Source organism: Crenobacter caeni (genome assembly GCF_010435965.1).
GTDB classification, from domain to species: Bacteria; Pseudomonadota; Gammaproteobacteria; order Burkholderiales; family Chromobacteriaceae; genus Craterilacuibacter; species Craterilacuibacter caeni.
Genome location: NZ_JAAGAA010000013.1, coordinates 31291 through 53351, shown reverse-complemented (window position 1 = coordinate 53351; position 22061 = coordinate 31291). Strand labels below are relative to the sequence as shown.

21 protein-coding genes and 3 tRNA genes are annotated in these 22061 nt (G+C 65.7%); 9 read left to right on the top strand and 15 right to left on the bottom strand.

Annotation, left to right across the window (positions count from 1 at the left end):
* Positions 1-2 precede the first annotated feature (2 nt).
* Positions 3-236, bottom strand: a complete 234-nt coding sequence (locus GZH52_RS13775; protein WP_163317176.1) for a hypothetical protein — start codon at positions 234-236, stop codon at positions 3-5.
* Positions 237-322: 86 nt separating this feature from the next.
* Between GZH52_RS13775 and GZH52_RS13770 the strand changes: the two genes are divergently transcribed.
* Positions 323-1309 (top strand): serine/threonine protein kinase, encoded by a 987-nt coding sequence (locus GZH52_RS13770; protein WP_163317174.1) that lies wholly within the window; start codon positions 323-325, stop codon positions 1307-1309.
* 298 nt (positions 1310-1607) lie between these two features.
* On the opposite strand, the gene GZH52_RS13765 is transcribed toward GZH52_RS13770, so the two are convergent.
* Complete coding sequence (locus GZH52_RS13765; RefSeq protein WP_163317172.1) at positions 1608-2225, bottom strand: LysE family translocator; 618 nt, start codon at positions 2223-2225, stop codon at positions 1608-1610.
* A gap of 124 nt (positions 2226-2349) precedes the next feature.
* Between GZH52_RS13765 and GZH52_RS13760 the strand changes: the two genes are divergently transcribed.
* A complete protein-coding gene (locus GZH52_RS13760) occupies positions 2350-2796 on the top strand; it encodes an Lrp/AsnC family transcriptional regulator (protein WP_163317170.1) in 447 nt (148 codons plus the stop codon).
* Positions 2797-2918: 122 nt separating this feature from the next.
* Here the strand turns inward: GZH52_RS13760 and GZH52_RS13755 are convergent, their stop codons facing one another.
* From GZH52_RS13755 to fdnG, 5 genes are read right to left on the bottom strand one after another with little or no spacing between them, the layout of a single operon-like run.
* Complete coding sequence (locus tag GZH52_RS13755; RefSeq protein ID WP_163317168.1) at positions 2919-3362, bottom strand: hypothetical protein; 444 nt, start codon at positions 3360-3362, stop codon at positions 2919-2921.
* 57 nt (positions 3363-3419) lie between these two features.
* Positions 3420-4331 carry a formate dehydrogenase accessory protein FdhE gene (gene fdhE, locus GZH52_RS13750; protein WP_163317166.1) on the bottom strand — a complete coding sequence of 304 codons (912 nt, stop codon included), beginning with the start codon at positions 4329-4331 and terminating at the stop codon, positions 3420-3422.
* Complete coding sequence (locus GZH52_RS13745; protein ID WP_163317164.1) at positions 4332-4961, bottom strand: formate dehydrogenase subunit gamma; 630 nt, start codon at positions 4959-4961, stop codon at positions 4332-4334.
* The gene (gene fdxH / locus GZH52_RS13740) at positions 4958-5872 is read right to left on the bottom strand and encodes a formate dehydrogenase subunit beta (RefSeq protein ID WP_163317162.1); all 915 of its coding nucleotides are present in this window, start codon (positions 5870-5872) and stop codon (positions 4958-4960) included. Before fdxH ends, GZH52_RS13745 begins: the two co-directional genes overlap by 4 nt.
* A 12-nt stretch (positions 5873-5884) precedes the next feature.
* The gene (fdnG, locus tag GZH52_RS13735; protein ID WP_163317160.1) at positions 5885-8941 is read right to left on the bottom strand and encodes a formate dehydrogenase-N subunit alpha; all 3057 of its coding nucleotides are present in this window, start codon (positions 8939-8941) and stop codon (positions 5885-5887) included.
* A 143-nt stretch (positions 8942-9084) separates the two neighbouring features.
* Here fdnG and fdhD point away from each other — a divergent pair, with 143 nt between their 5' ends.
* The 6 genes from fdhD (at position 9085) to GZH52_RS13705 (ending at position 12560) form a co-directional block, all read left to right on the top strand.
* The gene (gene fdhD, locus GZH52_RS13730) at positions 9085-9867 is read left to right on the top strand and encodes a formate dehydrogenase accessory sulfurtransferase FdhD (RefSeq protein ID WP_163317158.1); all 783 of its coding nucleotides are present in this window, start codon (positions 9085-9087) and stop codon (positions 9865-9867) included.
* A gap of 131 nt (positions 9868-9998) precedes the next feature.
* Positions 9999-11231, top strand: coding sequence for an aspartate kinase (locus GZH52_RS13725; RefSeq protein WP_163317156.1), 1233 nt, complete (start codon positions 9999-10001; stop codon positions 11229-11231).
* Positions 11232-11281: 50 nt separating this feature from the next.
* Positions 11282-11375, top strand: a tRNA-Ser gene (locus GZH52_RS13720).
* A 5-nt stretch (positions 11376-11380) separates the two neighbouring features.
* A tRNA-Arg gene (locus tag GZH52_RS13715) sits at positions 11381-11457 on the top strand.
* A gap of 2 nt (positions 11458-11459) precedes the next feature.
* Positions 11460-11534: transfer RNA gene (locus GZH52_RS13710), tRNA-Glu, on the top strand.
* A 111-nt stretch (positions 11535-11645) separates the two neighbouring features.
* On the top strand, positions 11646-12560 hold the full coding sequence (locus tag GZH52_RS13705; RefSeq protein ID WP_163317154.1) for a patatin-like phospholipase family protein: 915 nt from the start codon (positions 11646-11648) through the stop codon (positions 12558-12560).
* 7 nt (positions 12561-12567) lie between these two features.
* Here GZH52_RS13705 and GZH52_RS13700 read toward each other — a convergent pair whose 3' ends face one another.
* From GZH52_RS13700 to gpmI, 8 genes are all read right to left on the bottom strand, one after another.
* The gene (locus tag GZH52_RS13700; protein WP_163317297.1) at positions 12568-13050 is read right to left on the bottom strand and encodes a DUF456 domain-containing protein; all 483 of its coding nucleotides are present in this window, start codon (positions 13048-13050) and stop codon (positions 12568-12570) included.
* Positions 13051-13070: 20 nt separating this feature from the next.
* Positions 13071-15191: a polyphosphate kinase 1 gene (gene ppk1, locus GZH52_RS13695; protein WP_275405080.1), complete on the bottom strand. Its 2121-nt coding sequence runs from the start codon at positions 15189-15191 to the stop codon at positions 13071-13073.
* Positions 15192-15208: 17 nt separating this feature from the next.
* Entirely contained in the window at positions 15209-15478 is a 270-nt protein-coding gene (locus GZH52_RS13690) for an oxidative damage protection protein (RefSeq protein ID WP_163317150.1), read from the bottom strand.
* An 86-nt stretch (positions 15479-15564) separates the two neighbouring features.
* A complete protein-coding gene (argA, locus tag GZH52_RS13685) occupies positions 15565-16872 on the bottom strand; it encodes an amino-acid N-acetyltransferase (RefSeq protein WP_163317149.1) in 1308 nt (435 codons plus the stop codon).
* A gap of 67 nt (positions 16873-16939) precedes the next feature.
* Entirely contained in the window at positions 16940-17326 is a 387-nt protein-coding gene (locus tag GZH52_RS13680; RefSeq protein ID WP_163317147.1) for a hypothetical protein, read from the bottom strand.
* A gap of 32 nt (positions 17327-17358) precedes the next feature.
* On the bottom strand, positions 17359-18777 hold the full coding sequence (locus GZH52_RS13675) for a S41 family peptidase (protein ID WP_163317145.1): 1419 nt from the start codon (positions 18775-18777) through the stop codon (positions 17359-17361).
* A 20-nt stretch (positions 18778-18797) separates the two neighbouring features.
* A complete protein-coding gene (locus GZH52_RS13670; RefSeq protein WP_163317143.1) occupies positions 18798-20117 on the bottom strand; it encodes a murein hydrolase activator EnvC family protein in 1320 nt (439 codons plus the stop codon).
* Positions 20108-21628, bottom strand: coding sequence for a 2,3-bisphosphoglycerate-independent phosphoglycerate mutase (gpmI, locus tag GZH52_RS13665; protein ID WP_163317141.1), 1521 nt, complete (start codon positions 21626-21628; stop codon positions 20108-20110). Before gpmI ends, GZH52_RS13670 begins: the two co-directional genes overlap by 10 nt.
* 154 nt (positions 21629-21782) lie before the next feature.
* Here gpmI and GZH52_RS13660 point away from each other — a divergent pair, with 154 nt between their 5' ends.
* Positions 21783-22037: an ArsR/SmtB family transcription factor gene (locus tag GZH52_RS13660; RefSeq protein WP_203525769.1), complete on the top strand. Its 255-nt coding sequence runs from the start codon at positions 21783-21785 to the stop codon at positions 22035-22037.
* Positions 22038-22061 lie beyond the last annotated feature (24 nt).

Sequence of the window (22061 nt, the reverse complement as noted above, 5' to 3'; positions counted from 1 at the left end):
GGTCAGGTCAGATCGAGTAGCCAGAACACAGGCATCAACAGGAAGAGGACGATCAGCACCGCCAGCGCGGCGTGCAGGAACAGCCACAGGGGCGGCGCGACCAGCCGGTAGAACAGGCGATCTGGCAGCGGCAGCCGTGCGCGGCGGCGCGCAGCGCGATGGCGCAGGCGCGGGTTCTGGGCGAGGCGCCAGCCGGCGCGCATGAAGCTGCCGGGGTCGAGCAGACGGTGGTGCATGTAAAGGCGATCGTCCGATAGCAAAACATGCGAGGATGCCAGCGCAGGGCAGGCGCAGCAAGCACGCCGGCGCTTATAATCGGCGCATGACCGAATCCCTGCACCCCTTCGCCCGGCTGACGCCGGACTTCCTGCTCGACGCCGTCGAAAGCGTCGGCGTGCGCGCCAGCGGCAGCCTGATGGCGCTTGGTAGCTACGAGAACCGCGTCTACCAGGTCGGCCTCGACGATGCGCCGCCGCTGGTCGCCAAGTTCTACCGCCCCGGGCGCTGGCGCCGCGAGGCCATCCTCGAGGAGCACGCGTTCTCGCTGGAGCTCGCCGAGGCGGAAATCCCGGTGGTGCCGCCGTTGGTCTTCGGCGGGCAGACGCTGTTCGAGCACGACGGCTTCCTGTTTGCGCTGTTCGAACGGCGCGGCGGCCGCCCGCCCGAGCTGGGTGACGCCGACGTGCTCGAGTGGCTGGGCCGCTTTCTTGGCCGCATCCACGCGGTCGGCGCCTGCCGCCCCTACCAGGCGCGCGGCACGCTTAACGCCGACAGCTTCGGCGACGCGGCAGTTGAAACGGTGCTTGCAAGCGGCCTGCTGCCGCCCGAGCTTGTCGAGCCGTGGCAGACGATCGCGCGCCAGTGCGTGGACGCGGTGCGCGCGGCGTACGCGCGCTCAGGGGACGTGCGCCTGTTGCGCGTGCACGGCGACTGCCACGCCGGCAACCTGATGTGGACCGACGCCGGCCCGCACTTCGTGGATCTGGACGACAGCCGGATGGCGCCGGCGATGCAGGATATCTGGATGCTGCTCTCGGGCAGCCGCAGCGAGCAGCAGGCGCAACTGGCCGCCGTGCTCGCCGGCTACGAAGACTTCGCAGAATTCGACGAGCGCGAGCTGCATCTCGTCGAGCCGCTGCGCACGCTGCGCCTGATCCACTACTCGGCGTGGCTCGCCGCGCGTGTGGACGACCCGGCCTTCGGCAGTGCATTCCCGTGGTTCGGCAGCCAGCGCTACTGGGAAGAACAGGTGCTCACCCTGCGCGAACAACTGGGCGCGCTGTCCGAGCCGCCGCTGTGGGGCGTGTGAGGTAGGGTGGGTTAGTGAGGTAGGGTGGGTTAGGCCGCAGGCCGTAACCCACCACCCGGTCACCCCCCGGCCACCACCGGCACCCACCAACACCCCGCCGTCCGCCAAAGGCCACCCGGCCCGGCCGCTCCCGGCTGCGCCCGATGGTGGGTTACGGCGCCTGCCGGCGCCTAACCCACCCTACCCGATACGCGAGCAGCTCGGCGTGCTGTCCAGGCGGCCGCTGTGGGAGGCGTGGGTTAGGCCGCAGGCCGTAACCCACCATCCGGTACTCGCTCAGGGGGAAACCTTGCGCTTTTCAAGTGGCCAATTGCGCGAGCTTGAAGAGTGCGAAGGCTGCCAACAGCAGGCCGGCGGCACGGTTGATCCGCACCCGTAGCGACACATCCAGCTGCCGGCCAAGCACCGAGCAGCCTGCGCTCAGCAGCGCCCACCACAAGGCCGAGCCGGCGAACACGCCAAGCGCGAAAAGCAGGCTGCCTGTGCCCGTTTCCTGCCGCACGCCAAGCGTCGCGAAGATGGCGATAAACGAGGACACCGTCAGCGGGTTGGTCGCTGTCAGCGCGAGCACCGATGTGTAGGCGGCCAACAGTCCGCCACCATCGCGCGCTCCGGCCGCTTTGACCGTAGAGGGCGCGCGTAGCATGCCCAGCGCCAGCCACAGCATGAAGGCGGCACCGGCCGCAGCAAGCCAGTTCTCCCAACCCACGAACACCCGCACCAGCGCACCGGCACCCAGTGCGCCCAGCAGCGCGTACAGCATGTCGGCGCTGGCCGCGCCCAGCCCGCTGACGAAGCCGCGGCGCGCGCCGGACTCGAGCGAGCGTTGCATGCACAACAGGCCGATCGGCCCCAGCGGCGCGGCGACCGACAGCCCGACCAACGCCGATTGCCAGAACAATGTAGCCGACGACATCGTTTGCTCCTTTTCTTGTGGAGTTTTTATTTTCAGGGTGCGCGCCTGCTGCGGGAATGCGATTATTCCGGTGATTTTTTTATTTGCCTGAAAAAACGTTGGTCAATGCAGAGGTAGCCTAAAAATGGAAATAGATGGCAAGGCGTGGGCGTTGCTGCAGGCGATCCAGCAGGATGGCCGGCTCTCGTTGACCGAACTGGCCGCACGGGTCGGGCTTTCGGTGCCGGCGACCTCGGAGCGACTCAAGCGGCTGGAAGAGGCTGGCGTGATCCGCGGCTACCGGGCGGTCGTCGACCCGGTTGCGGTCGGTTATGGGGTGCAGGCGCTGATCGGCATGACGACGCCGCAGCCGGGCAAGCAGAAGCTGCTCGCGAAACTGCGTGAAATGCCGGAGGTGATCGAGTGCGTGCACGTGACCGGGCAGGACTCGTACATGTTGAGGGTGGTGACCCGCGACATCGCCCACCTCGAGGCGCTGGTCGGCGCGATCAACCACTTCGGCGAGACGCGTACCTCGATCGTGATGTCGACGCCAATCCCGCTGCGGCCGCTGTCGCCGCCGGTTAAGTGATGGTGGTTGGGTCGGGTGGGGGGAAGACCGCAGGCTGTAACCCACCATCCGGCGCTCGCCCGGTTCCCCTGCGGTGAGTTACGCCGCTTTGCAGCGGCTGACCCACCCTACTATGCGCTTACTTACTTGACGTTGCTCAATACGATTTTGTAATCATTTTCAAAGCTTGAAAGCCACTTAGGGTCATCTCTGAACTTGATTCTGAAATCGGCTGGACCTTCGCTTTTTATCTCGAATGTTTTGTGAAATGTTGATTTTTTGTTGACAAAGACTGGGTCAATTTTATAGCTAGTGAATTGGTCTGCTGTGATGTCGATGATGAAGCCTGAGCACAGTAGCCATACATGACTTCTCAATTCTTTATGTTTGCCGCCATTTACGCCGCTGACTCTTGTGCTTCCAATAACCCCATTGTCGTTGAGGTACGCTGCAAGTAATAGCGATGCATCATCGCAGCAAGCACTTGGAAAATCCGTGCAGCCGAGAGTTGTGCGTAGACCGTTTCGTGGAGTGCTTTCTAAGGCTGCTCTAAATTTTTTGACCAGTTGCTCAGTTTGTCGTTGCACACAGGCTTTCTGCCGTTAGAAACACCGGCCCCCCCTTTCAGGTAGCCGGCGTTTTGTTTAACTACTGGGGAACAGGAACGGGTTGATCGCGCTGCGCGCGTAGCCCTGTTCCTCGACCGCGGCGTCGAGCGCGAGGGTGGCCAGGTCGTCGGCGACCGGCTCGAGCGTATGGTCGATGTCGAGCGCCATCAGCTTGAGGTAGCTGTTGCACTCGCCGCAGGTCTCGGCGCGCACCGCGGCGCGCGCGTCGTCCAGCGTCCACAGGCCGATGTCGCGGCTTGACTCGCACGCGCTGCACTGCGCGCGCACGTAGTGCCACTCGCTCTCGCACAAGGTGCAGTGCAGGTAGCGCAGGCCGGCCTTATCTCCAATACGCACCACGCTGGCAACCGGCGCCTGCTGGCAGACCGGGCACAGTTCGCGCGCGTCGCCCGGCTCGGGCTTGGCGGTCACCTTGAGCTGGCTTGCCTGCGTGCTGTAGTAGACCGACAGCGCAGCCCAGATGAGCGGTGCGGCGGCCGGGTCGGCGTCGACAAAGCGGCCTGCCTGCAGCGCGTCGGCCATCGTTTCCACTTCGGCGTGGTCCATCGCCTGCAAGCGGGCGACGGCGTCGGCGGCAGGGCCTTGGCAGACGGGGGCGATGTCGGCGAGCAAGGCGGCGAGGCCGTCCTGCCAGCGCGCGTCACGCGCCCAGCCGGGCGGGGCGAGCGGCGGCAGCGCGTGTTCGGCGCATTGCGCAAGGTAGGTGTCGCGCGCGGGCAAGGGCAGCGGCTTGGCGGCGAGCGCGTGCTGCGCGCGTGCGATGCGGGCGCAGAAACGCAGGTAGTCGGCCATGGCGTGGCCGTCGGCCAGCGTATCGAAGCGCTCGGCGCGTTTGAGGTACAGCGTTTTCGGGTCGGGCAACAAAAGCGGCGGGATGTCTCCCGCCGCCGATTTGAGCTCGCCCTCGGGGACGATGCGGATGCTCATTTACTTTTCCTGCTCCTGACGGGCTTTCACTTCACGGAACCAGCGCGGGTGGTGCTTCTTCGCCCACGCCTCGGTGACCACGCCTTCGACCATCGCGCGGATGGTGCCGCGCACCCAGATCGCCGCGTAGACGTGGATGATGATGCCCGCGATCAGCGCCAGCGCCGCCCAGGCGTGCACGAACAGTGCGACGCGGATCAGCTCGATCGGGAAGTACTGGGCAAAGTACGGGCGCCAGATGACGATGCCGGTGGAGATCAGCCCCAGCATGCACAACGTCATCATCCAGAACATGCCTTTCTGGCCGCCGTTGTACTTGCCGGTGTCGCCGACTTCGTGGCCGCTCAGCACTTCCTTCACCGACTTCATCCACTTCACGTCCTCGCGGTCGATGAAGTTGTGGTGCCAGTAGCGCAAGAACTGCACGAAGAAGCCGACGAACATCACCACACCGACGAAGGGGTGGACGATGCGCGCGAGCTGTGGCGTGCCGAATACGCCGGTCAGCCAGAAGAACGCCGGGTAGAAGAAGGCCAGCCCCGAGATCGCCAGCACGATGAAGCACACCGCGACGATCCAGTGGTTGACGCGCTCGGCCGCGTTATAGCGGCGGATCAGCTTTTCCTTCATGCCTTGTCCTCCTTGCTGTCCGGCTTATCCTTGCCCGCACTTGCCGGCTTGGCTTCGTCTTCGTCGTCATCGGCCTTGTTCGGACCGACGCCGATGTAGTGGAAGAAGCCGAACAGCACCGATACCGCCAGACCAATGGTCGACAGCGGCTTGAGCACGCCCTTCCACAGGCCGACCGTGGTGCTGATCGCCGGGTCCTTCTTCAGGCCGGCGTACAGCTCGGGGCGGTCTGCGTGGTGCAGCACGTACATCACGTGGGTGCCGCCTACGCCTTGCGGGTCGTACAGGCCCGCTTGCTCGAAACCGCGCGTCTTCAGCTCGGCGACACGTTCGGCCGCATGGACCTTCATGTCTTCCTTGCTGCCGAAGCGGATCGCACCGGTGGGGCAGGTCTTCACGCAGGCCGGCTCCTGGCCGACCGTCACGCGGTCGGAACACAGGGTGCACTTGTACGCCTTGTTGTCGCGTGCGTTGATGCGCGGCACGTTGAACGGGCAGCCGGCGATGCAGTAGCCACAGCCGATGCAGTGCTCGGACTGGAAGTCGACGATCCCGTTGGCGTACTGGATGATCGCGCCCGGCGACGGGCACGCCTTCAGGCAACCCGGGTCGGTGCAATGCATGCAGCCGTCCTTGCGGATCAGCCACTCGAGCTTGTCGCCTTCCTCGTGCTCGCTAAAGCGCATCACCGTCCAGCTCTGCGCGGAGAGGTCGGTCGGGTTGTCGTAGGTGCCGTTGCAGCTGCCCACTTCGTCCCTGAGGTCGTTCCATTCCGAACACGCGACCTGGCAGGCCTTGCAGCCGATGCAGGTGGTCACGTCGATCAGCTTGGCGACCTCGGTCTGGTGTGCGCGTGCGATCGGCGGCTGGGTCGGGCTCGCGGAGCGGCGCAGGATGTCTTGCGATTGCATATGCGTCTCTCCTTAGGCTTTCTCGATGTTGACGAGGAAGGACTTGAACTCCGGCGTCTGCGTGTTCGCGTCCCCGACAAACGGCGTCAGCGTGTTGGCAAGGAAACCCTTCTTCGCCACGCCTTCGTAGCCCCAGTGGATCGGGATGCCGACGTGGTGGACGTCCTGGCCGTTCACCTTCAGCGTGCGGATCCGCTTGGTCACCACCGCGCGCGCCTTGATGTAGCCGCGCTTGCTCGACACCTTGACCATGTCGCCGTGGGCGATGCCCTTCTCCTTGGCCAGACCCTCGCCGATTTCGACGAACTGTTCGGGCTGCGCGATCGCGTTGAGCAGTACGTTCTTGGTCCAGTAGTGGAAGTGCTCGGTCAGGCGGTAGGTCGTCGCCGCGTACGGGAAGTCGGCCTTGCTGCCCAACTGCTCGGCATCCTTCTTGAAGATGCGTGCGGCCGGGTTGTGGACCACCTTCGGGTGCAGCGGGTTGGTGCCGATCGGGCTCTCGAACGGCTCGTAGTGCTCGGGGAACGGGCCTTCGGCCATCTTGTCCAGCGCGAACAGGCGGCCCAGACCCTCGGCTTGCATGATGAACGGTGCCATCTTGCTGCCCGGCGGCTCGTCGGCCTTGAAGTCGGGCACGTCGATGCCAGCCCACTTCTCGCCGTTCCACTTGATCAGCGTGCGCTTGGCATCCCACGGCGTGCCGTCCGGCTTGTTCGACGCGCGGTTGTACAGGATGCGGCGGTTGGCCGGCCACGCCCACGACCAGCCCGGCGTGTTGCCGAGGCCCGACGGGTCGGCGTTGTCGCGGCGCCCCATCTGGTTGCCCGCCTGCGTCCAGCTGCCGGCGAAGATCCAGCACGCGCTCATGGTGCTGCCATCGTCCTGCAGCGCGGCAAAGCCCGGCAGCTGCTCGCCCTTCTTGGCCAGGAATTCGCCCGGCTTTTTCGGGTCGGGGATGTCGGCCAGTGCCTTGCCGTTGAGCTCCTTGGCCAGTTCCTCGGCCTTCGGGTCGTGCGCGTCGCGGTACGCCCACGACAGCTTCATGATCGGCTCGGGGTAGGCGCCGCCTTCCTTGGCATACAGCGCCTTGAGCTTGCTGAAGATGCCGGCGACGATCTCGACGTCGGTCACCGCCTCGCCCGGCGCGTCGGCGCCTTTCCAGTGCCACTGCAGCCAGCGGCCGGAGTTGACGATCGCGCCTTCCTCTTCGGCGAAGCAGGTGGTCGGCAGGCGGAACACCTCGGTCTGGATGCTCGCGCTGTCGACGTCGTTGTGCTCGCCGTGGTTCTTCCAGAAGGTCGAGGTGTCGGTGACCAGCGGGTCCATCACCACCAGGAACTTGAGCTTGGAGAGCGAGGCGACGACCTTGTTCTTGTTCGGGAACGACGCGACCGGGTTGAAGCCCTGGCAGAAGTAGCCGTTGACCTTGCCGTCGTTCATCATCTCGAAGTACTGCAGGACGTCGTAGCCCTTGTCCCACTTGGGCAGCCAGTCAAAGCCCCAGCTGTTTTCCGCCGTGGCGTTGTCGCCCCAGAACGCCTTCATCAGCGACACGTGGAACTTCGGCGTGTTCTGCCAGTAGTTCATCTGGCCGTCGGCCAGCGCCTTGGGCGTGGTGGCTTCGAGGAAGGTTTCTAGCGTGGTTTCCTTCTCCGACGGCAGACGCAGATAGCCCGGCAGGCTCTGCGACAACAGGCCGACGTCGGTGAGGCCCTGGATGTTCGAGTGTCCGCGCAGCGCGTTGACGCCGCCGCCGGCCATGCCCATGTTGCCGAGCAACAGCTGGATCATCGCCATGGTGCGGATGTTCTGCGAACCGATCGAGTGCTGGGTCCAGCCCAGCGCGTACAGGAACGAAGTCGTCTTGTCGTGCGCGCCGGTCTCGGCAATGTACTCGCACACCTTGAGGAAGGCGTCCTTCGGCGTGCCGCAGATCGTCTCGACCATCTCGGGCGTGTAGCGCGAGACGTGGGTCTTGAGCAGGTTGATGACGCAGCGCGGGTCTACGAGCGTGTCGTCACGCTTGGCAAAACCGTCCTCGCCCAACTGGTAGCTCCAGCTTGCCTTGTCGTACTTGCGCTTCTCGGCGTCGTAGCCGGAGAACAGGCCGTCGTTGAAGGCAAAGTCCGGGTTTACCAGAAGCGCGGCGTTGGTGTACGCGAGCGTGTATTCCTTGTTGTACGCACCCTTTTCCAGCAGGTAGCGGATCACCCCAGACAGGAAGGTGATGTCGGTGCCGGTACGGATAGGTGCGTAATAGTCGGCCACCGACGCCGTGCGCGTGAAGCGCGGGTCGATGACGAGGATCTTCGCCTTGTTGCGGGTCTTCGCTTCGAGCGCCCAGCGGAAACCCACCGGGTGTGCTTCGGCTGCGTTGCCGCCCATGACGACGATCAGGTTCGCGTTCTTGATGTCAACCCAATGGTTGGTCATCGCGCCACGGCCAAATGAAGGGGCAAGACTTGCCACCGTCGGGCCGTGTCAGACGCGCGCCTGGTTGTCGACTGCCAGCATGCCCAGCGAGCGCACGAATTTCTGCGTGAGCCAGCCGGTTTCGTTGCTCGAGGCCGACGCGGCGAGGAAGCCCGTGGTCAGCCAGCGGTTGACGGTCACGCCGTCGGCGTTCTTCTGGACAAAGTTGGCGTCGCGGTCCGCCTTGATATGGCGGGCGATGCGGCTATACGCCTCATCCCACGAGATGCGCTTGAACTCGTTGCTGCCCGCCTCGCGTACCTCGGGGTACTTCAGGCGGTTCGGGCTATGGATGAAGTCGACGAGGCCGGCGCCTTTCGGGCACAGCGCGCCGCGGTTGACCGGATGGTCGGCGTCACCTTCGATATGGAAGATCTCGGACTTGGCGTTTTTCGCGCCGTCGCCGAGGCTGTACATCAGGATGCCGCAGCCTACCGAACAGTAGGGGCAGGTGTTCCGTGTCTCGCTGGCGCGCAGAAGCTTGTAGCTTCGCGTATCGGCCAGCGCCACGCCCGGTGTGAAGCCGAGCGCCGCCACGGTCGTCCCTGCCATGCCGCCGCCGCACAGTTTGAAAAACTGTCGTCTGCTCACTTGCATGGTCGATCTCCGGGGGAGGGTGTCTAAACTGCAGTTGTTGTTATGCATTGGCCTTCGATATTTTGATAGATACCGATTGCAGTATGGGTATTATGACAGCCTCCATAGGCTTGCTCAAACCGGTTGCGCTCAGGATTTCCCTTATGTCAGATATATTGGCTGTGTCGCGCATCTTGCGACTGCCCGAGGACCAGTCGTGCGACGACACGCTCGCGGTCGAGACGCCCGTCGCGCTGGTGTACAACGGGCTGTCGCACGCGGTGATGATGGCCTCGCCGCAGGACCTCACGCATTTCGCGCTCGGCTTTACCCTCAGCGAAGGCATCGCCGCCGACGCGGCCGAGGTGTACGACGTCGACGTTCAGCCGGCCTGCCGGGGGCTGGAGGTGCGGGTCGAGCTGTCGGCCCGCCGTTTTGCCGAGCTCAAGGCGCGCCGCCGCCAGCTGGCCGGACGCACCGGCTGCGGCTTGTGCGGCGTCGAGCAGCTTGACGCCCTGTTCCAGCCCTTGCCGACGCTTGCGCTCACGCAGCGCTTTTCGCGCGCCGTGTTCGACCCGGCGCTGTCGGCCCTGCACGGCGCGCAGCCGATGGCGCGCGCGTGCGGCGCGACGCACGCGGCGGCCTGGGTCGGCGTGGACGGAGGGCTTGAAGCCTGCTTCGAGGACGTCGGCCGCCATGTGGCGCTCGACAAGCTGCTGGGCTGGCGCGCGCGCGCCGGCGTGCGTGCAGGCTTCGCGCTGGTGACCAGCCGCGCGAGCTACGAGATGGTCGACAAGTGCGTGCGCTGCGGGGTCGAGCTGCTCGCGGCCGTGTCGGCGCCGACTTCGCTCGCCGTCGAGCTGGCGACCCGGCACGGGCTGACGCTGGCGGGCTTTGTACGCCCGGGGCGTACCAACGTCTACAGCCACCCCGAGCGGCTGCTGTGATCCAGTCAGGGAAAACCCTGCTGCTGCGCCGCGAAAAAAAGCCTGTGCGCGGGCGGCTGTGGCCTTGCTTTTAGGACAAATATATGGACAGAATCGAAGCTCGACATTTAACCCTAAATACATAAATCAGCATGGCACTTATCGTACAAAAGTACGGCGGCACCTCGGTGGGCTCGGCCGAGCGCATCAAGAACGTCGCCCGACGTGTCGCCAAGTGGAAGGCACAGGGGCACGACGTGGTCGTCGTGGTCTCCGCGATGAGCGGAGAGACCAACCGCCTGATCGCGCTGGCCAAGGAAATCCAGGCAGAGCCCGATCCGCGCGAGCTCGACGTCGTCATCGCCACCGGCGAACAGGTGACCATCGGCCTCTTGGCGATGGCGCTCAAGGAAATCGGCCTGGACGCCAAGAGCTACTGCGGCTGGCAGGTCAAGGTCGAGACCGACAGCGCGCACGGCAAGGCGCGTATCGCCGCCATCGACGACGGTCCGATGCGCGAAGACCTCGCAGCCGGCCGCGTGGTCATCGTCGCCGGCTTCCAGGGCATCGGCGCGGACGGCGCGGTCACCACGCTGGGCCGCGGCGGCTCGGACACCTCGGCCGTCGCGCTCGCCGCGGCGCTCAAGGCCGACGAGTGCCAGATCTACACCGACGTGGACGGCGTGTACACGACCGACCCGCGCGTGGTGCCCGAGGCGCGCCGCCTGAAGACGATCACCTTCGAGGAGATGATCGAGATGGCGAGCCTGGGCTCCAAGGTATTGCAGATCCGTTCGGTGGAGTTTGCCGGCAAATACAAGGTAAGACTGCGTGTGCTCTCCAGCTTCGAGGACGAAGGTGAGGGCACGCTGATCACGTTTGAGGAAGACGAAAGCATGGAACAGGCCGTAGTGGCGGGGATCGCCTTTGACCGTAACGAAGCACGCATCAACGTCAAGGGCGTGCCGGACCGCCCGGGCATCGCCTACCAGATCCTGGGCCCGGTCGCCGACGCCAATATCGAAGTCGACATGATCATCCAGAATGTCGGCGACCACGGCGCGACCGACTTCTCGTTCACCGTGCCGCGCGGCGAGTACAACAAGGCGCTGTCCATCCTGCGCGACGTGCAGACCCATATCGGCGCAGCCAAGGTGGAAGGCGACGACAAGGTCGCCAAGATCTCCATCGTCGGCGTCGGCATGCGCTCGCACTGCGGCGTCGCCTCGACCATGTTCCGCACGCTGGCCGAAGAGGGCATCAACATCCAGCTGATCTCGACTTCCGAGATCAAGGTGTCGGTGCTCGTCGACGAAAAGTACCTGGAATTGGCTGTTCGCGTATTGCACAAGGCTTTTGGCCTCGATCAGAAAATTTCTGATTAATTCCGCTTGACGGATCAGAGGGTCGCCTGTAATATTGCGGCTCTCTGAACGGAGAAATGGCCGAGTGGTCGAAGGCACTTCCCTGCTAAGGAAGCATACGGGCTTAAACCTGTATCGAGGGTTCGAATCCCTCTTTCTCCGCCAGAAACGCACCCGTAGCTCAGTTGGATAGAGTATCTGGCTACGAACCAGAGGGTCGGGCGTTCGAATCGCTCCGGGTGCACCAAAGTCCCTATAGTTTAGCGGTTAGAACACTGCCCTTTCACGGCGGCGGCCGGGGTTCGATTCCCCGTGGGGACGCCAGATTAAGAAAAACCCAGCCTTTGGCTGGGTTTTTTGTTTTTACGCGTTTTGCAGCGATGTACCCGCTGTCTAAACTGTACGGATAAAAACGAATCTGCCGGAGCGCTCCTCATGCCGTTCAATATCCGTGTTTCGGGCCGTGCCGCCGAAAACGGCTACCTGCCGTACCACCGTCTCGCGCTGGTGTGCGAGGGCGGGGGCCAGCGCGGCATCTTCACCGCAGGCGTGCTAGACGCCTTCCTCGAACAGGACTACTTCCCCTTCCAGCTGATGATCGGCACTTCGGCCGGCGCGCAGAACCTGACCGCGTACGCGGCCGCCCAGCGTGGCTACGCGCGCACGCTGATCACGCGTTTTTCCACCAGCAAGGAATTCTTCAGCCCGGTGCGCTTCATCCGCGGCGGGCACCTGCTCGACCTGGACTGGCTGATGGAAGTCGCGAAGAGCGAGTTGCCGCTGGAGCTCAAGCGGGCCGAGCAGCGGTTGGAGGGGCGGCAACTGCTGATGTGCGCGAGCCGGGTCGACACCCTGCAGGCGGAATACCTGCCGCCGCGCCAGCGCGGCTGGATGCCGGCGATCAAGGCGTCCAGCGCGATCCCCATGTTTTACCGCGGCGGGGTCGAGCTGGACGGGCGGCGCTACTGGGACGGCGGCGTCGCCGACGCGGTGCCGGTGCGCGCGGCGTACGAGCAGGGGGCCGACCTGATCGTGGTGATCCGTACGGTGCCGTACACGCACCGCGAAAAGCCGATGCGCGGCGAGGGACGCCTGCCGGAGAGCGGCCGTCTGGGCGAGATGGCGCAGGTGATGATCCGCCACAAGAAGGGGTATTGCGACGCCGAGGCGTTTATCGACGCGCCACCGCCGCAGGTGTGCGTGGTCGAACTCGCGCCGCGCGTGCCGTTGGCGAGCAACGTGCTGGGCAGCTCGCAGGACGCGCTGGAGAATGATTACCGGATGGGCCTCGCCTGCGGCCGCCATTTCGTTGACCGCATGGCGCACCGCCTGCAGCGCGTCGCCGCGTAGGCGGCGCTCAGGAGAAGAGCCAGGCGCCGCCGAACACGAGCAGCATGGCCAGCGCGCAGCCGACCTTGGCCGCAGTGCCGATCAAAAAGCCGACGAAGGTCGCGACGCCGACCTTGCCGGCCTGCAATGCGTCGCGGCGCGCGATGAACTCGCCGACGCTGGCGCCGACAAGCGGCCCCAGGATCAGCCCGGGCAGGCCGAGGAACAGCCCGATCACGCTGCCGGCGAACGCGCCCCACAGGGCCTGCCGGCTGGCGCCAAAGGCCTTGGCGCCCAGCAAGCCTGCAACGAAGTCGGCGGCCATGCCCGCCGCCGTAAGGGCCGCGAGGATCACCAGCGTGATCGTGCCAGCGTGCTGGAACTGGTCGAACCACGCGGCGAGCACGAAGCCTGCGAGCATCAGCGGCAGGCCGGGCAGGGCGGGCAGGACCACCCCGGCGAGCCCGATAAGTACGAGCAGGGCCGCGCCCAGATAGCCTATCGTCGTCATGTCCATGGCGGCGTTCCTGTTCAGCCCTGGCGCACGTATTCGGCGAGCAGCGTCTGCTGCGCGCACATGGCCTTGCCGCGCCCGCTCCTGCGCCGGTAACTGCCGTCAGGTTGCATCTCCCACGCGTTCACGTTGTCGGTCAGCCCAAGGCGCAGCGCTTCCTTGATGATGCGGCGCTTGATGCGGGCATCCAGAATCGGCACGCAGGTCTCGATGCGGCGGAAGAAGTTGCGTCCCATCCAGTCGGCGCTGGCGATGTAGAGGTCCTCGGCGCGGTCGTTGTAGAAGTAGAACACGCGCGGGTGTTCGAGGAAGCGGCCGACCAGCGAGCGCACGGTGATGTTGTCGGACAGGCCGGGTACCCCGGGCCTGAGCGCGCACACGCCGCGCACGATCAGCTGGATCTTGACGCCTGCCTGGCTCGCCCGGTACAGCGCGTGGATGATCTGCGGCTCAAGCAGCGCGTTCATCTTGGCGATGATGCGTGCCGGCCGTCCTTCCTTGGCGTGCTCGGCCTCCCGCGCGATCGCCGCCATCATGGTGCCGTGCAGGGAAAACGGGCTTTGCACCAGTTGCTTGAGCTTGCTCGCACGGCCGAGGCCGGTGAGCTGCACGAAGATGTCGTTGACGTCGCTGGCGATATCCTCGTTGCAGGTGAGCAGCCCCAGGTCGGTGTAGAGGCGGGCGGTACGCGGATGGTAGTTGCCGGTGCCTAGGTGCACGTAGCGGCGCAGCAGGCCGTCTTCGCGGCGTACCACCATCAGCATCTTGGCGTGCACCTTGTAGCCGAACACGCCGTACACGACGTGCGCGCCAGCGTCTTCCAGCCGGCTTGCCCAGCCGATATTGGCTTCTTCGTCAAAGCGCGCCATCAGTTCGAGCACCACCGTCACCTGCTTGCCGGCACGCGCGGCGGCGATCAGCGAGTCCATCAGCACCGAGTCGGTGCCGGTGCGGTACACCGTCATCTTGATCGCGACCACCTGCGGGTCGATCGCGGCGAGGTTCAACAGGTCGATCACCGGCTGGAAGCTCTGGTAGGGGTGGTGCAGCAGCAAATCGCCCTGGCGCACCGCCTCGAACAGGTTGGCCTTGTTCTGCAGCGCCAGCGGCAGCGACGGTACGAAGGCGGGGAACTTGAGGTCCGGCCGCTCGACAAGGTCGGGGACCTGCATCAGGCGTACCAGGTTGACCGGCCCGTTCACGCGGAACACGTCCTGCGGCTGCAGGTTGAACTGGGTGAGCAGGAACTCTTCCATATGCGCAGGGCAGGTGTCGGCGATCTCGAGGCGGACCGCCTGGCCGAACTGGCGGTGGCGCAATTCGCCCTGCAAGGCGGTGCGCAGGTTCTTCAGGTCCTCTTCCTCGACCGTCAGCTCGCTGTTGCGCGTCACGCGGAACTGGTAGCAGCCCTTCACCGTCATGCCGAGGAACAGTTCGTGCACATGCGCGTGCAGGATGGACGACAGGAACACGAAGGTGTTCGGGTTGCCGTCGCACACCTCGGCCGGCAGGCGGATCACCCGCGGCAGGATGCGCGGCGCCTGCACGATGGCGATGCCCGAGGCGCGCCCGAACGCGTCGCGTCCTTCGAGTTCGACGGCAAAGTTCAGGCTCTTGTTGAGCACCTTGGGGAAGGGATGCGCCGGGTCGAGGCCGATCGGCGTCAGGATGGGCATCAGCTCGCGGAAGAAGAAGGCCTGGATCCAAGCCTGCTGCGCGGCCGTCCACTCGCGGCGGCGCAGGAACACGATGCCTTCCTCGCGAAGCAGGGGCAGGATCACGTCGGTCAACAGCGCGTACTGTCCGGCGACCAGCTTGTGCGCGGCGTCGGTGACGCGCTCGAGCGTGCTGCCCGGCGTGTTGCCGTCGGCGAGGATGCGCCCGGGGTTGTGCTGGGCGTTGTCCTTCAGCCAGGCGACGCGTACCTCGAAGAACTCGTCGAGGTTGGACGAGACGATGCACAAGAACTTCAGCCGCTCGAGCAGCGGCAGGGTTTCGTCCTCGCCTTGCGCGAGCACGCGGCGGTTGAATTCGATCAGTCCCAGTTCGCGGTTGAGCAGCAGGTCTTGTGCAGGGGTGTTCATGGTCTCTTCTTTGTCTTTTGCGGGCGCAGGCGAAGGGAGGGGCGCGCCGGGCAAGCCGGCGCGCGGCAGGATCAGGCCTGCGGGGTGAAGCCGGCGGGTACTTCGGCGCCCTGGCCGAAGAAATATGCTTCCATCTGCTGCGCGAGATACTGGCGCGCGCGCGGGTCGGCTAGGCTCAGGCGGTTCTCGTTGATCAGCATGGTCTGGTAGCGCAGCCAGCCTTGCCACGCTTCCTTGGAGACGTTTTCGAACACGCGCTTGCCAAGCTCGCCCGGCAGCGGCGGGAAGTCCATGCCTTCCGCCTCGCGGCCGAGTTTCACGCAGTTGACCATTCTTGCCATGACAAATCCTTGTTTCGGGGTATCGGAGGGTAACACCGGTATTGTGTCACAGCCGCAAGCCGCGTCCAACCATGCCCGCCCTGCATCTACAGGGGTTTGACGAGCACCTTGGAGCGGCGCTGGCCGTTGTAGAGTTCGCGCTTGCGCCGCGGCAGGATGGCCGGCGGCTTTTCCTCGAAGCCGCGCTCGACGAACCAGTGCGCGGTACGTGTGGTCAGCACGAACAGGGTGTCGATGCCCGACGCGCGGCAACGCTTCTCGACATGCGCAAGCAGCTTGTCGCCGAAGCCGCTGGCGCGCCGCTCGGGGGCGACCACCAGGCAGGCGAGCTCGCCCATGCGCTCGTCCGGGAAGGGGTAGAGCGCCACGCAGCCGAACACCTTGCCGTCATGTTCGAGCAGCGTGAAGTGGTCGACGTCCATCTCCAGGTGTTCGCGGCTGCGCCGCACCAGCACGCCTTGTTCCTCGAGCGGGCCGATCAGCGCCAGCAGGTCGCCGATGTCGTCGATGTTCGCCTCGCGCAATTTCACCAGCTCGTCGCGCACGATCATGGTGCCGCTGCCGTAATGGGTGAACAGTTCGACCAGCAAGGCGCCGTCCTCGTTGCCGTCGACCAGGTGGGCGCGGCGCACGCCGTCTTCGGTCGCGCGGATCGCCCACGGCAGGCAGGTGGCGACCTCGTCGCTCCTGAGTCCTTCCTCGAGCAGCGCGCGCGCCTCGTCGGTCGTGATCGAGCCGTGGAACTGGCCGCCGCGGTCGATCAGCCCTGCCGAGCCGACCATGAAGATCAGCTTCTCGGCGCCCAGCGAGAGTGCGCTGTGGTAGGCGAGCTCTTCCATGGTCAGGTTGAAGGCCTCGCCGGTCGGCGAGTAGCCGATCGGCGAGAGCAGCACCAGTTCGCCGCCTTCGAGCTTGCTCGCGATCGCGCTGGCGTCGATGCGGCGCACCTGGCCCGAGTACTGCATGTCGACGCCGTCGAGCACGCCCAGCGGCTTGGCGATCACGAAGTTGCCGCTGGCGACGCGCAGGTGCGCGCCGTGCATCGGCGAGTTGGGCATGCCCATCGACAGCTGCGCCTCCAGCGTATGGCGTGCCTCGCCGATCGCTGCCTTCACGCAGGCGAGGGTCTGCGCGTCGGTGATGCGGCGGCGAGCGTGAAAGCGCCGCTCGACGCCCCTGAGCGCGAGTTGCGCGTCGATCTGCGGACGGATGCCGTGTACCAGTACGATGCGTACGCCCAGGCTTACCAGCAGGTTCAGGTCCTGCGCGAGGCGGGGGAAGTCACCGGCGGCAAGGCATTCACCGCTGACGGCGACGACGAAGGTCTTGCCGCGGAAGGCGTTGATATACGGTGCCGCCTCGCGGAAGGCCAGCACGAATTCGGGTTGCAGCATCCGGCTGTCCCCATGGGTCGACGGAAAACAGCAAGGTTAGCAGGAAGCCCGCCGTAATGTCATTGGGCTATCGCTCGCGGCGCAGCTCTTCGGGGGTGTCGTCGTGGTCGCCGTGCGGATGTTGCTGGTAGATCCGCGAAAACGCCTGCCGCCCCTTGGTGTCGGGGACAGGGGTGTCGAGGTTGGAGAGTTGCACGCCTTCGGCGAAGCGGATCAGCTTGAGGTGCCAGGCCTGCAGCGAGCCTGGCGGCGGCAGCAGGTCATGCGGCGCGATGAGTGCGAGGGCGCGTTCTAGGGTACGCTCGGGCAGCGCGTACGAGACGACCAGCCGGTGCATCGCGGGCAGGGCAAGGCAGGCGTAGCCATCGGCCGACAGCTGCGCGGCGGCGAGTTTCACCGCGCGTGCGTCGGCCAGGGCCAGCGTCCTGCACTTGTAGAGTCCGGTCGTATTCATGGCTGTGCCCTTCCGGGCGCACCCGGGCGCCCTCAGTTCTTGCCTTGCTTCTGCATCAATATCTGCTGAACCTTGAGGATGTTCAAGGCCTGCGAGAGCTGGTAGTCGTTGCCGGCCCCCTTGTCGTCCTTGGCGGGCGCGGCCGGCTTGTCCGGCTCCGTGCCGCCTGGGGCGGGCGCGGTGGCCGGCTGCGGCTTGCCGCCGACTGCGGCGCCGCCCTTGTCCTGCGGGTTGGCCAGGTGGTGGTCGAGGTCGGCCTCGCGCACGCGCAGCGGGTTGCTGACGCCGTTGACGGTGCTCTCCGCGACTTCGACGTCGGGGGTGATCCCCTTGGCCTGGATCGAGCGGCCGTTCGGCGTGAAGTAGCGGGCGGTGGTCAGCTTGATGCCGCCGCTGCCGGCCAGCGGCAGCACCGACTGCACCGAGCCCTTGCCGAAGGTCTGGGTGCCGACGACGACCGCGCGCTTGTGGTCCTGCAGGGCGCCGGCGACGATCTCGGACGCCGAGGCGCTGCCCGCGTTGACGAGTACGACCAGCGGCACTTCCTTCACGCCCGCGGGCAGGCGGGCCAGATAGTCGCGTTCGCCCTGGCGCAGGTAGTTTTCCGGCAGCGCGTTCAGGCGCATCTTGGCGTCTTCGGTGCGGCCTTCGGTGTAGACGACCAGGGTGTTCTTCGGCAGGAAGGCCGCCGCGACGCCGACCGCGCCGTTGAGCAGGCCGCCCGGGTCGTCGCGCAGGTCGAGCACCAGGCCCTTGAGCGGCGCCTTGTTGTCCTTGTAGAGGGTGTCTAGCGCCTGCGCGAGGTTCTCGGCGGTGCGCTCCTGGAACTGGGCGACGCGCACGTAGCCGTAGCCCGGCTCGAGCATGCGCGACTTGACGCTCCGGGTCTTGATGATCGCGCGGGTCAGCGTGAAAACGAGCGGCTTGGCCTCCGTCTTGCGCGCGACGGTCAGCGTGACCTTGCTGCCTGGCTTGCCGCGCATCTTCTTGACGGCGTCGGTCAGGCTCAGGCCGCGTACCGGGGTGTCGTCGATCTTGATGATCAAGTCGCCGCTCTTGATGCCGGCCTGCTGCGCTGGGGTGTCCTCGATCGGCGAGATCACCTTGACGAGGCCGTCTTCGGCGCCGATCTCGATGCCCAGGCCGCCGAACTCGCCCTGCGTGCCTTCGCGCAACTCCTTGAATTCCTCCTCGTCCATGAAGTCCGAGTGCGGGTCAAGGCCGGTGAGCATGCCGCGGATCGCGTCGTTGATCAGCTTCTTGTCTTCGACCGGTTCGACGTAGTCCTGCTTGATGCGGCCGAACACCTCGGCGAACGTGCGCAGCTCGTTCAGCGGCAGCGGCGAGGGCTGGCTCTTGTCCGCGACGGCCTGCAGGCTGACCGTCAGCATCGCGCCGGCGAAGGCGCCGGCGGTGACGAGGGCGATCTTGCTGAGGGAGAATTTTTTCATCTGTAATCTCGGTGCCGGACTTAACGCATCCAGCTTTGCGGATTGATCGGGCGACCCATATGGCGCAATTCGAAGTAAAGACCGGTTTCGCCGCTGTCGAGCGAGCCGGTCAGGCCGACCGGGTCACCTGCGCTCACCCGCTGGCCGCTGCTGCGGCCGATGCTGGAAAGACCCGTGTAGACGGTCATGTAGTTGCCGCCGTGATCGATGATCACAGCATTGCCGAAGCCGCGCAAGGCGTCCGCGTAGACGATGTTGCCGTCGGCCACCGCGCGTACGGCTTGTCCGGGCGTGGTGCGGATAAACAGGCCCTTCCAGCTGCTGCCTTCCTGGCGGGCCGAGCCGTATCGGCCGGCGAGCGAGCCTGCGACCGGCAGCTTCATCCTTCCTTGCAGGCTGCGGAAGGCCTTGCCCGACAGGCTGGCGTCGGCGACGCTGTCGACCGGCTCGGCCGCGATCTGGCGGGTCTGCTCGGCGGGCAGGGTCTTGCCCTGGCGCTTGGCCTCGGCGGCCAGTTCGCGGCGACGCGCGTTTTCCTGCTGGCGCGCAAGTTCGCGCGCCTTGCGTTCCTCGGCGCGCTTTCTCGCCGCCTCGCGGCGCTGCGCCTCGATCTGGCGGTTGATCTGCGCGATCAGGCTGCTCAGCCGGCGCTCGTCCTGCTGCAGCTTGGTCAGCGTGCCTTGCTTGCTGCGGATCTCGCTGGTCAGCGCCTGGGTTTCCTGCTGTTTCTCTTCGCGCGCCTGCTGCAGCTTGTCCTGCTGGCTCTCGGCGAGGTGGCTTTGCAAGCCTAGCCGCGCCAGCTCCCGGCCGATCTCGTCGGCGAGTTGGGCGAGTGCCTGTTCCTGTTCGAGCAGGCGTGCGACCAGCGCCTGCTGCGCGCGCGCGATATGGCGGTAGTAGGCGAGGTCGCGCGCGTTGCGGTTGGGGTCGCCCTCGTTCAGCGCGAGGCGCAGGGCGTCGTGGTGGCCGCCGCGGTACTGGCGGCGCAGGATGTCGGCGATGCGGGTCTTCAGGTCCAGCGTGCTGTCGCGGGTCGCCTCGAGTTCACGGGTCAGCTCGGCGAGGCGCGCGCCGGAATCCTTCCGCTTGCGCGCGAGTTCTCCCAGCGCCTGGTGGGTGGCCTTGAGCGCGCGCTCGGATTCGCGCAGCGCATCCTGCGCTTCCTTGCGGTCGGCTTCCTTCTGCGCGATGTCGCGCTTGAGCGAACGGATTTCCTTGCGGACCGAGCTCAGGTCCTGCTGGTGCGGCGTGAGCTGCGGCGTGTTGGCGCCGGCGGTGGCCGTCGCCAGCGCCAGCGCCAGCAGCACGACGTGCAGTCTGCCCGGGGTCTTCACTGCCATTCGATCAGCGAGCGGCCGGTCATTTCCGCGGGTTGGGATAGGCCCATCATCGCGAGCAGCGACGGCGCGATGTCGCGCAGCGAGCCGCCGGCGCTAATGCGCGCCTTGCGCCCGACGTAGAGGAAGGGCACCCGGTTGAGGGTATGCTGCGTGTGCAGCTGCTCGTGCGCGTGGTCGAACATTTCCTCGCAGTTGCCGTGATCCGCGGTGATCAACACTTCGCCGCCGGCTGCGAGCATGGCGTCGACGCACTGGCCGACGCAGATGTCGAGTGCCTCGACCGCCTTCACCGCCGCGTCGAAGTTGCCGCTGTGCCCGACCATGTCGCCGTTGGCGAAGTTGCAGACGATCGCGTCGAAACGGCCGCTGGCGATCGCGTCGACGATATGCGCGGCGACCTGCGGCGCGCTCATCTCGGGCTGCAGGTCGTAAGTGGCGACCTTGGGTGAGGGCACCAGGATGCGTTCTTCGCCCGGGTAGGGCGCTTCTTCGCCACCGTTGAAGAAATAGGTGACGTGCGGGTACTTCTCGGTCTCGGCGATGCGCAACTGGGCGAGGCCCTGCGCGGCCAGGTACTCGCCGAAGCCGTTGCGGATGGTCTGCGGCGGGTAGAGCACCGGGTTCGGGTAGGCTTCGCCGTAGCTGGTGAGCGTCGCGAAGAAGCCGAGCTTGGGCTGGCGGGCCTGGAAGCCGTCGAACGCCGGGTCGGTCAGCGCCTGGGTGAGCTGGCGGGCGCGGTCCGCTCGGAAGTTCATGAACAGCACGACGTCGCCGTCCATGACCGGGCAGGGCTCGCCGATACGCGTTGCCGCCACGAATTCGTCGTTCTCGCCGCGCGCGTACGCCGCGTCGAGTGCATCCAGCCCGCTGTTCGCGGTAAGCGCGGCCTCGCCGTCGACGATCAACCGGTACGCGGGTTCGACGCGCTCCCAGCGCTTGTCGCGGTCCATGCCCCAGTAGCGGCCGCTGACGGTGGCGAGCCGTGCCGCCGGGCAGCCGGCGAGCACCTTGTCCAGGCGCGCAAGGTAGGTTGCCGCGCTGCGCGGCGGGGTGTCGCGGCCGTCGAGGAAGGCGTGCAGCGCGACGCGCTCGACGCCGGCGGCCTGCGCCGCGCTCAGCAGCGCGAAGAGATGCGCCTCGTGGCTATGCACGCCGCCGTCGGAGAGCAGGCCCAGCACATGCAGCGTGTGCCCGCGGCTCTTGGCGAATGCTTCGCTCAGCACCGGGTTGAGTGCGAAGCGGCCTGCCTCGATGTCGGTGTCGATCCGGCTGATGTCCTGCTGGACGACGCGGCCGGCGCCGATATTCAGGTGGCCGACCTCGGAGTTGCCGAACTGGCCGCCGGGCAGGCCGACGTAACCTTCGGAGGCGTCGATGGTGCCGAAGGCGTAAGTTTTGCGCAGCCGGTCGAGGTTGGGGGTGTGGGCGTGATGGATCGCATTGTGCTCGCTGTCGGAGCGTTCGCCGAATCCGTCGAGAATCAGCAGAAGAACGGGAGTTTGTGCGCGCATGTCTGGTATACGTTCAGAATATTAGAGCTTCTTGATGCTAACTGCCGAGATCGGTATTATTGTAAACAAAATCGCTGTATCCAGATAAAAATACCGCTACCGGAGAAATACCTTGCTGTTTAACGACGATCAGATTGAGCAGACATCGCGTGCGATGAAAGCCATGTCCCATCCGCTGCGGCTCAAGATCATTTCCGTCCTCGAGGACCAGGAAGTGAGCGTGCAGGATATCGTGGACAAGGTGGGGACCTCGCAAAGCAATATTTCGCAGCACCTGGCGATCATGCGGGACAAGGGCGTCCTGCGTACCCGCAAGGACGCGAACCGCGTGTACTACCGGGTGGGCGACATCCGCACGCTCGAGGTGCTCAAGATGATGCGCGAAGTGTTCTGCGGTTTCGGCGACTAAGCCTTCTTCGCGTAAATTTCCGGG

Excerpts from the sequence above, each read along its gene's own strand:
- GZH52_RS13775 (WP_163317176.1), bottom strand. The coding sequence starts at position 236 with ATGCACCACCGTCTGCTCGACCCCGGCAGCTTCATGCGCGCCGGCTGG.
- GZH52_RS13745 (WP_163317164.1), bottom strand. The coding sequence starts at position 4,961 with ATGAAGGAAAAGCTGATCCGCCGCTATAACGCGGCCGAGCGCGTCAAC.
- GZH52_RS13660 (WP_203525769.1), top strand. The coding sequence starts at position 21,783 with ATGAAAGCCATGTCCCATCCGCTGCGGCTCAAGATCATTTCCGTCCTC.
- fdhE (WP_163317166.1), bottom strand. The coding sequence starts at position 4,331 with ATGAGCATCCGCATCGTCCCCGAGGGCGAGCTCAAATCGGCGGCGGGA.
- fdxH (WP_163317162.1), bottom strand. The coding sequence starts at position 5,872 with ATGCAATCGCAAGACATCCTGCGCCGCTCCGCGAGCCCGACCCAGCCG.
- GZH52_RS13690 (WP_163317150.1), bottom strand. The coding sequence starts at position 15,478 with ATGGCAAGAATGGTCAACTGCGTGAAACTCGGCCGCGAGGCGGAAGGC.
- GZH52_RS13670 (WP_163317143.1), bottom strand. The coding sequence starts at position 20,117 with ATGGCAGTGAAGACCCCGGGCAGACTGCACGTCGTGCTGCTGGCGCTG.
- gpmI (WP_163317141.1), bottom strand. The coding sequence starts at position 21,628 with ATGCGCGCACAAACTCCCGTTCTTCTGCTGATTCTCGACGGATTCGGC.
- GZH52_RS13705 (WP_163317154.1), top strand. The coding sequence starts at position 11,646 with ATGCCGTTCAATATCCGTGTTTCGGGCCGTGCCGCCGAAAACGGCTAC.
- GZH52_RS13680 (WP_163317147.1), bottom strand. The coding sequence starts at position 17,326 with ATGAATACGACCGGACTCTACAAGTGCAGGACGCTGGCCCTGGCCGAC.
- argA (WP_163317149.1), bottom strand. The coding sequence starts at position 16,872 with ATGCTGCAACCCGAATTCGTGCTGGCCTTCCGCGAGGCGGCACCGTAT.
- GZH52_RS13700 (WP_163317297.1), bottom strand. The coding sequence starts at position 13,050 with ATGACGACGATAGGCTATCTGGGCGCGGCCCTGCTCGTACTTATCGGG.
- GZH52_RS13675 (WP_163317145.1), bottom strand. The coding sequence starts at position 18,777 with ATGAAAAAATTCTCCCTCAGCAAGATCGCCCTCGTCACCGCCGGCGCC.
- GZH52_RS13765 (WP_163317172.1), bottom strand. The coding sequence starts at position 2,225 with ATGTCGTCGGCTACATTGTTCTGGCAATCGGCGTTGGTCGGGCTGTCG.
- GZH52_RS13770 (WP_163317174.1), top strand. The coding sequence starts at position 323 with ATGACCGAATCCCTGCACCCCTTCGCCCGGCTGACGCCGGACTTCCTG.
- fdhD (WP_163317158.1), top strand. The coding sequence starts at position 9,085 with ATGTCAGATATATTGGCTGTGTCGCGCATCTTGCGACTGCCCGAGGAC.
- GZH52_RS13760 (WP_163317170.1), top strand. The coding sequence starts at position 2,350 with ATGGAAATAGATGGCAAGGCGTGGGCGTTGCTGCAGGCGATCCAGCAG.
- GZH52_RS13725 (WP_163317156.1), top strand. The coding sequence starts at position 9,999 with ATGGCACTTATCGTACAAAAGTACGGCGGCACCTCGGTGGGCTCGGCC.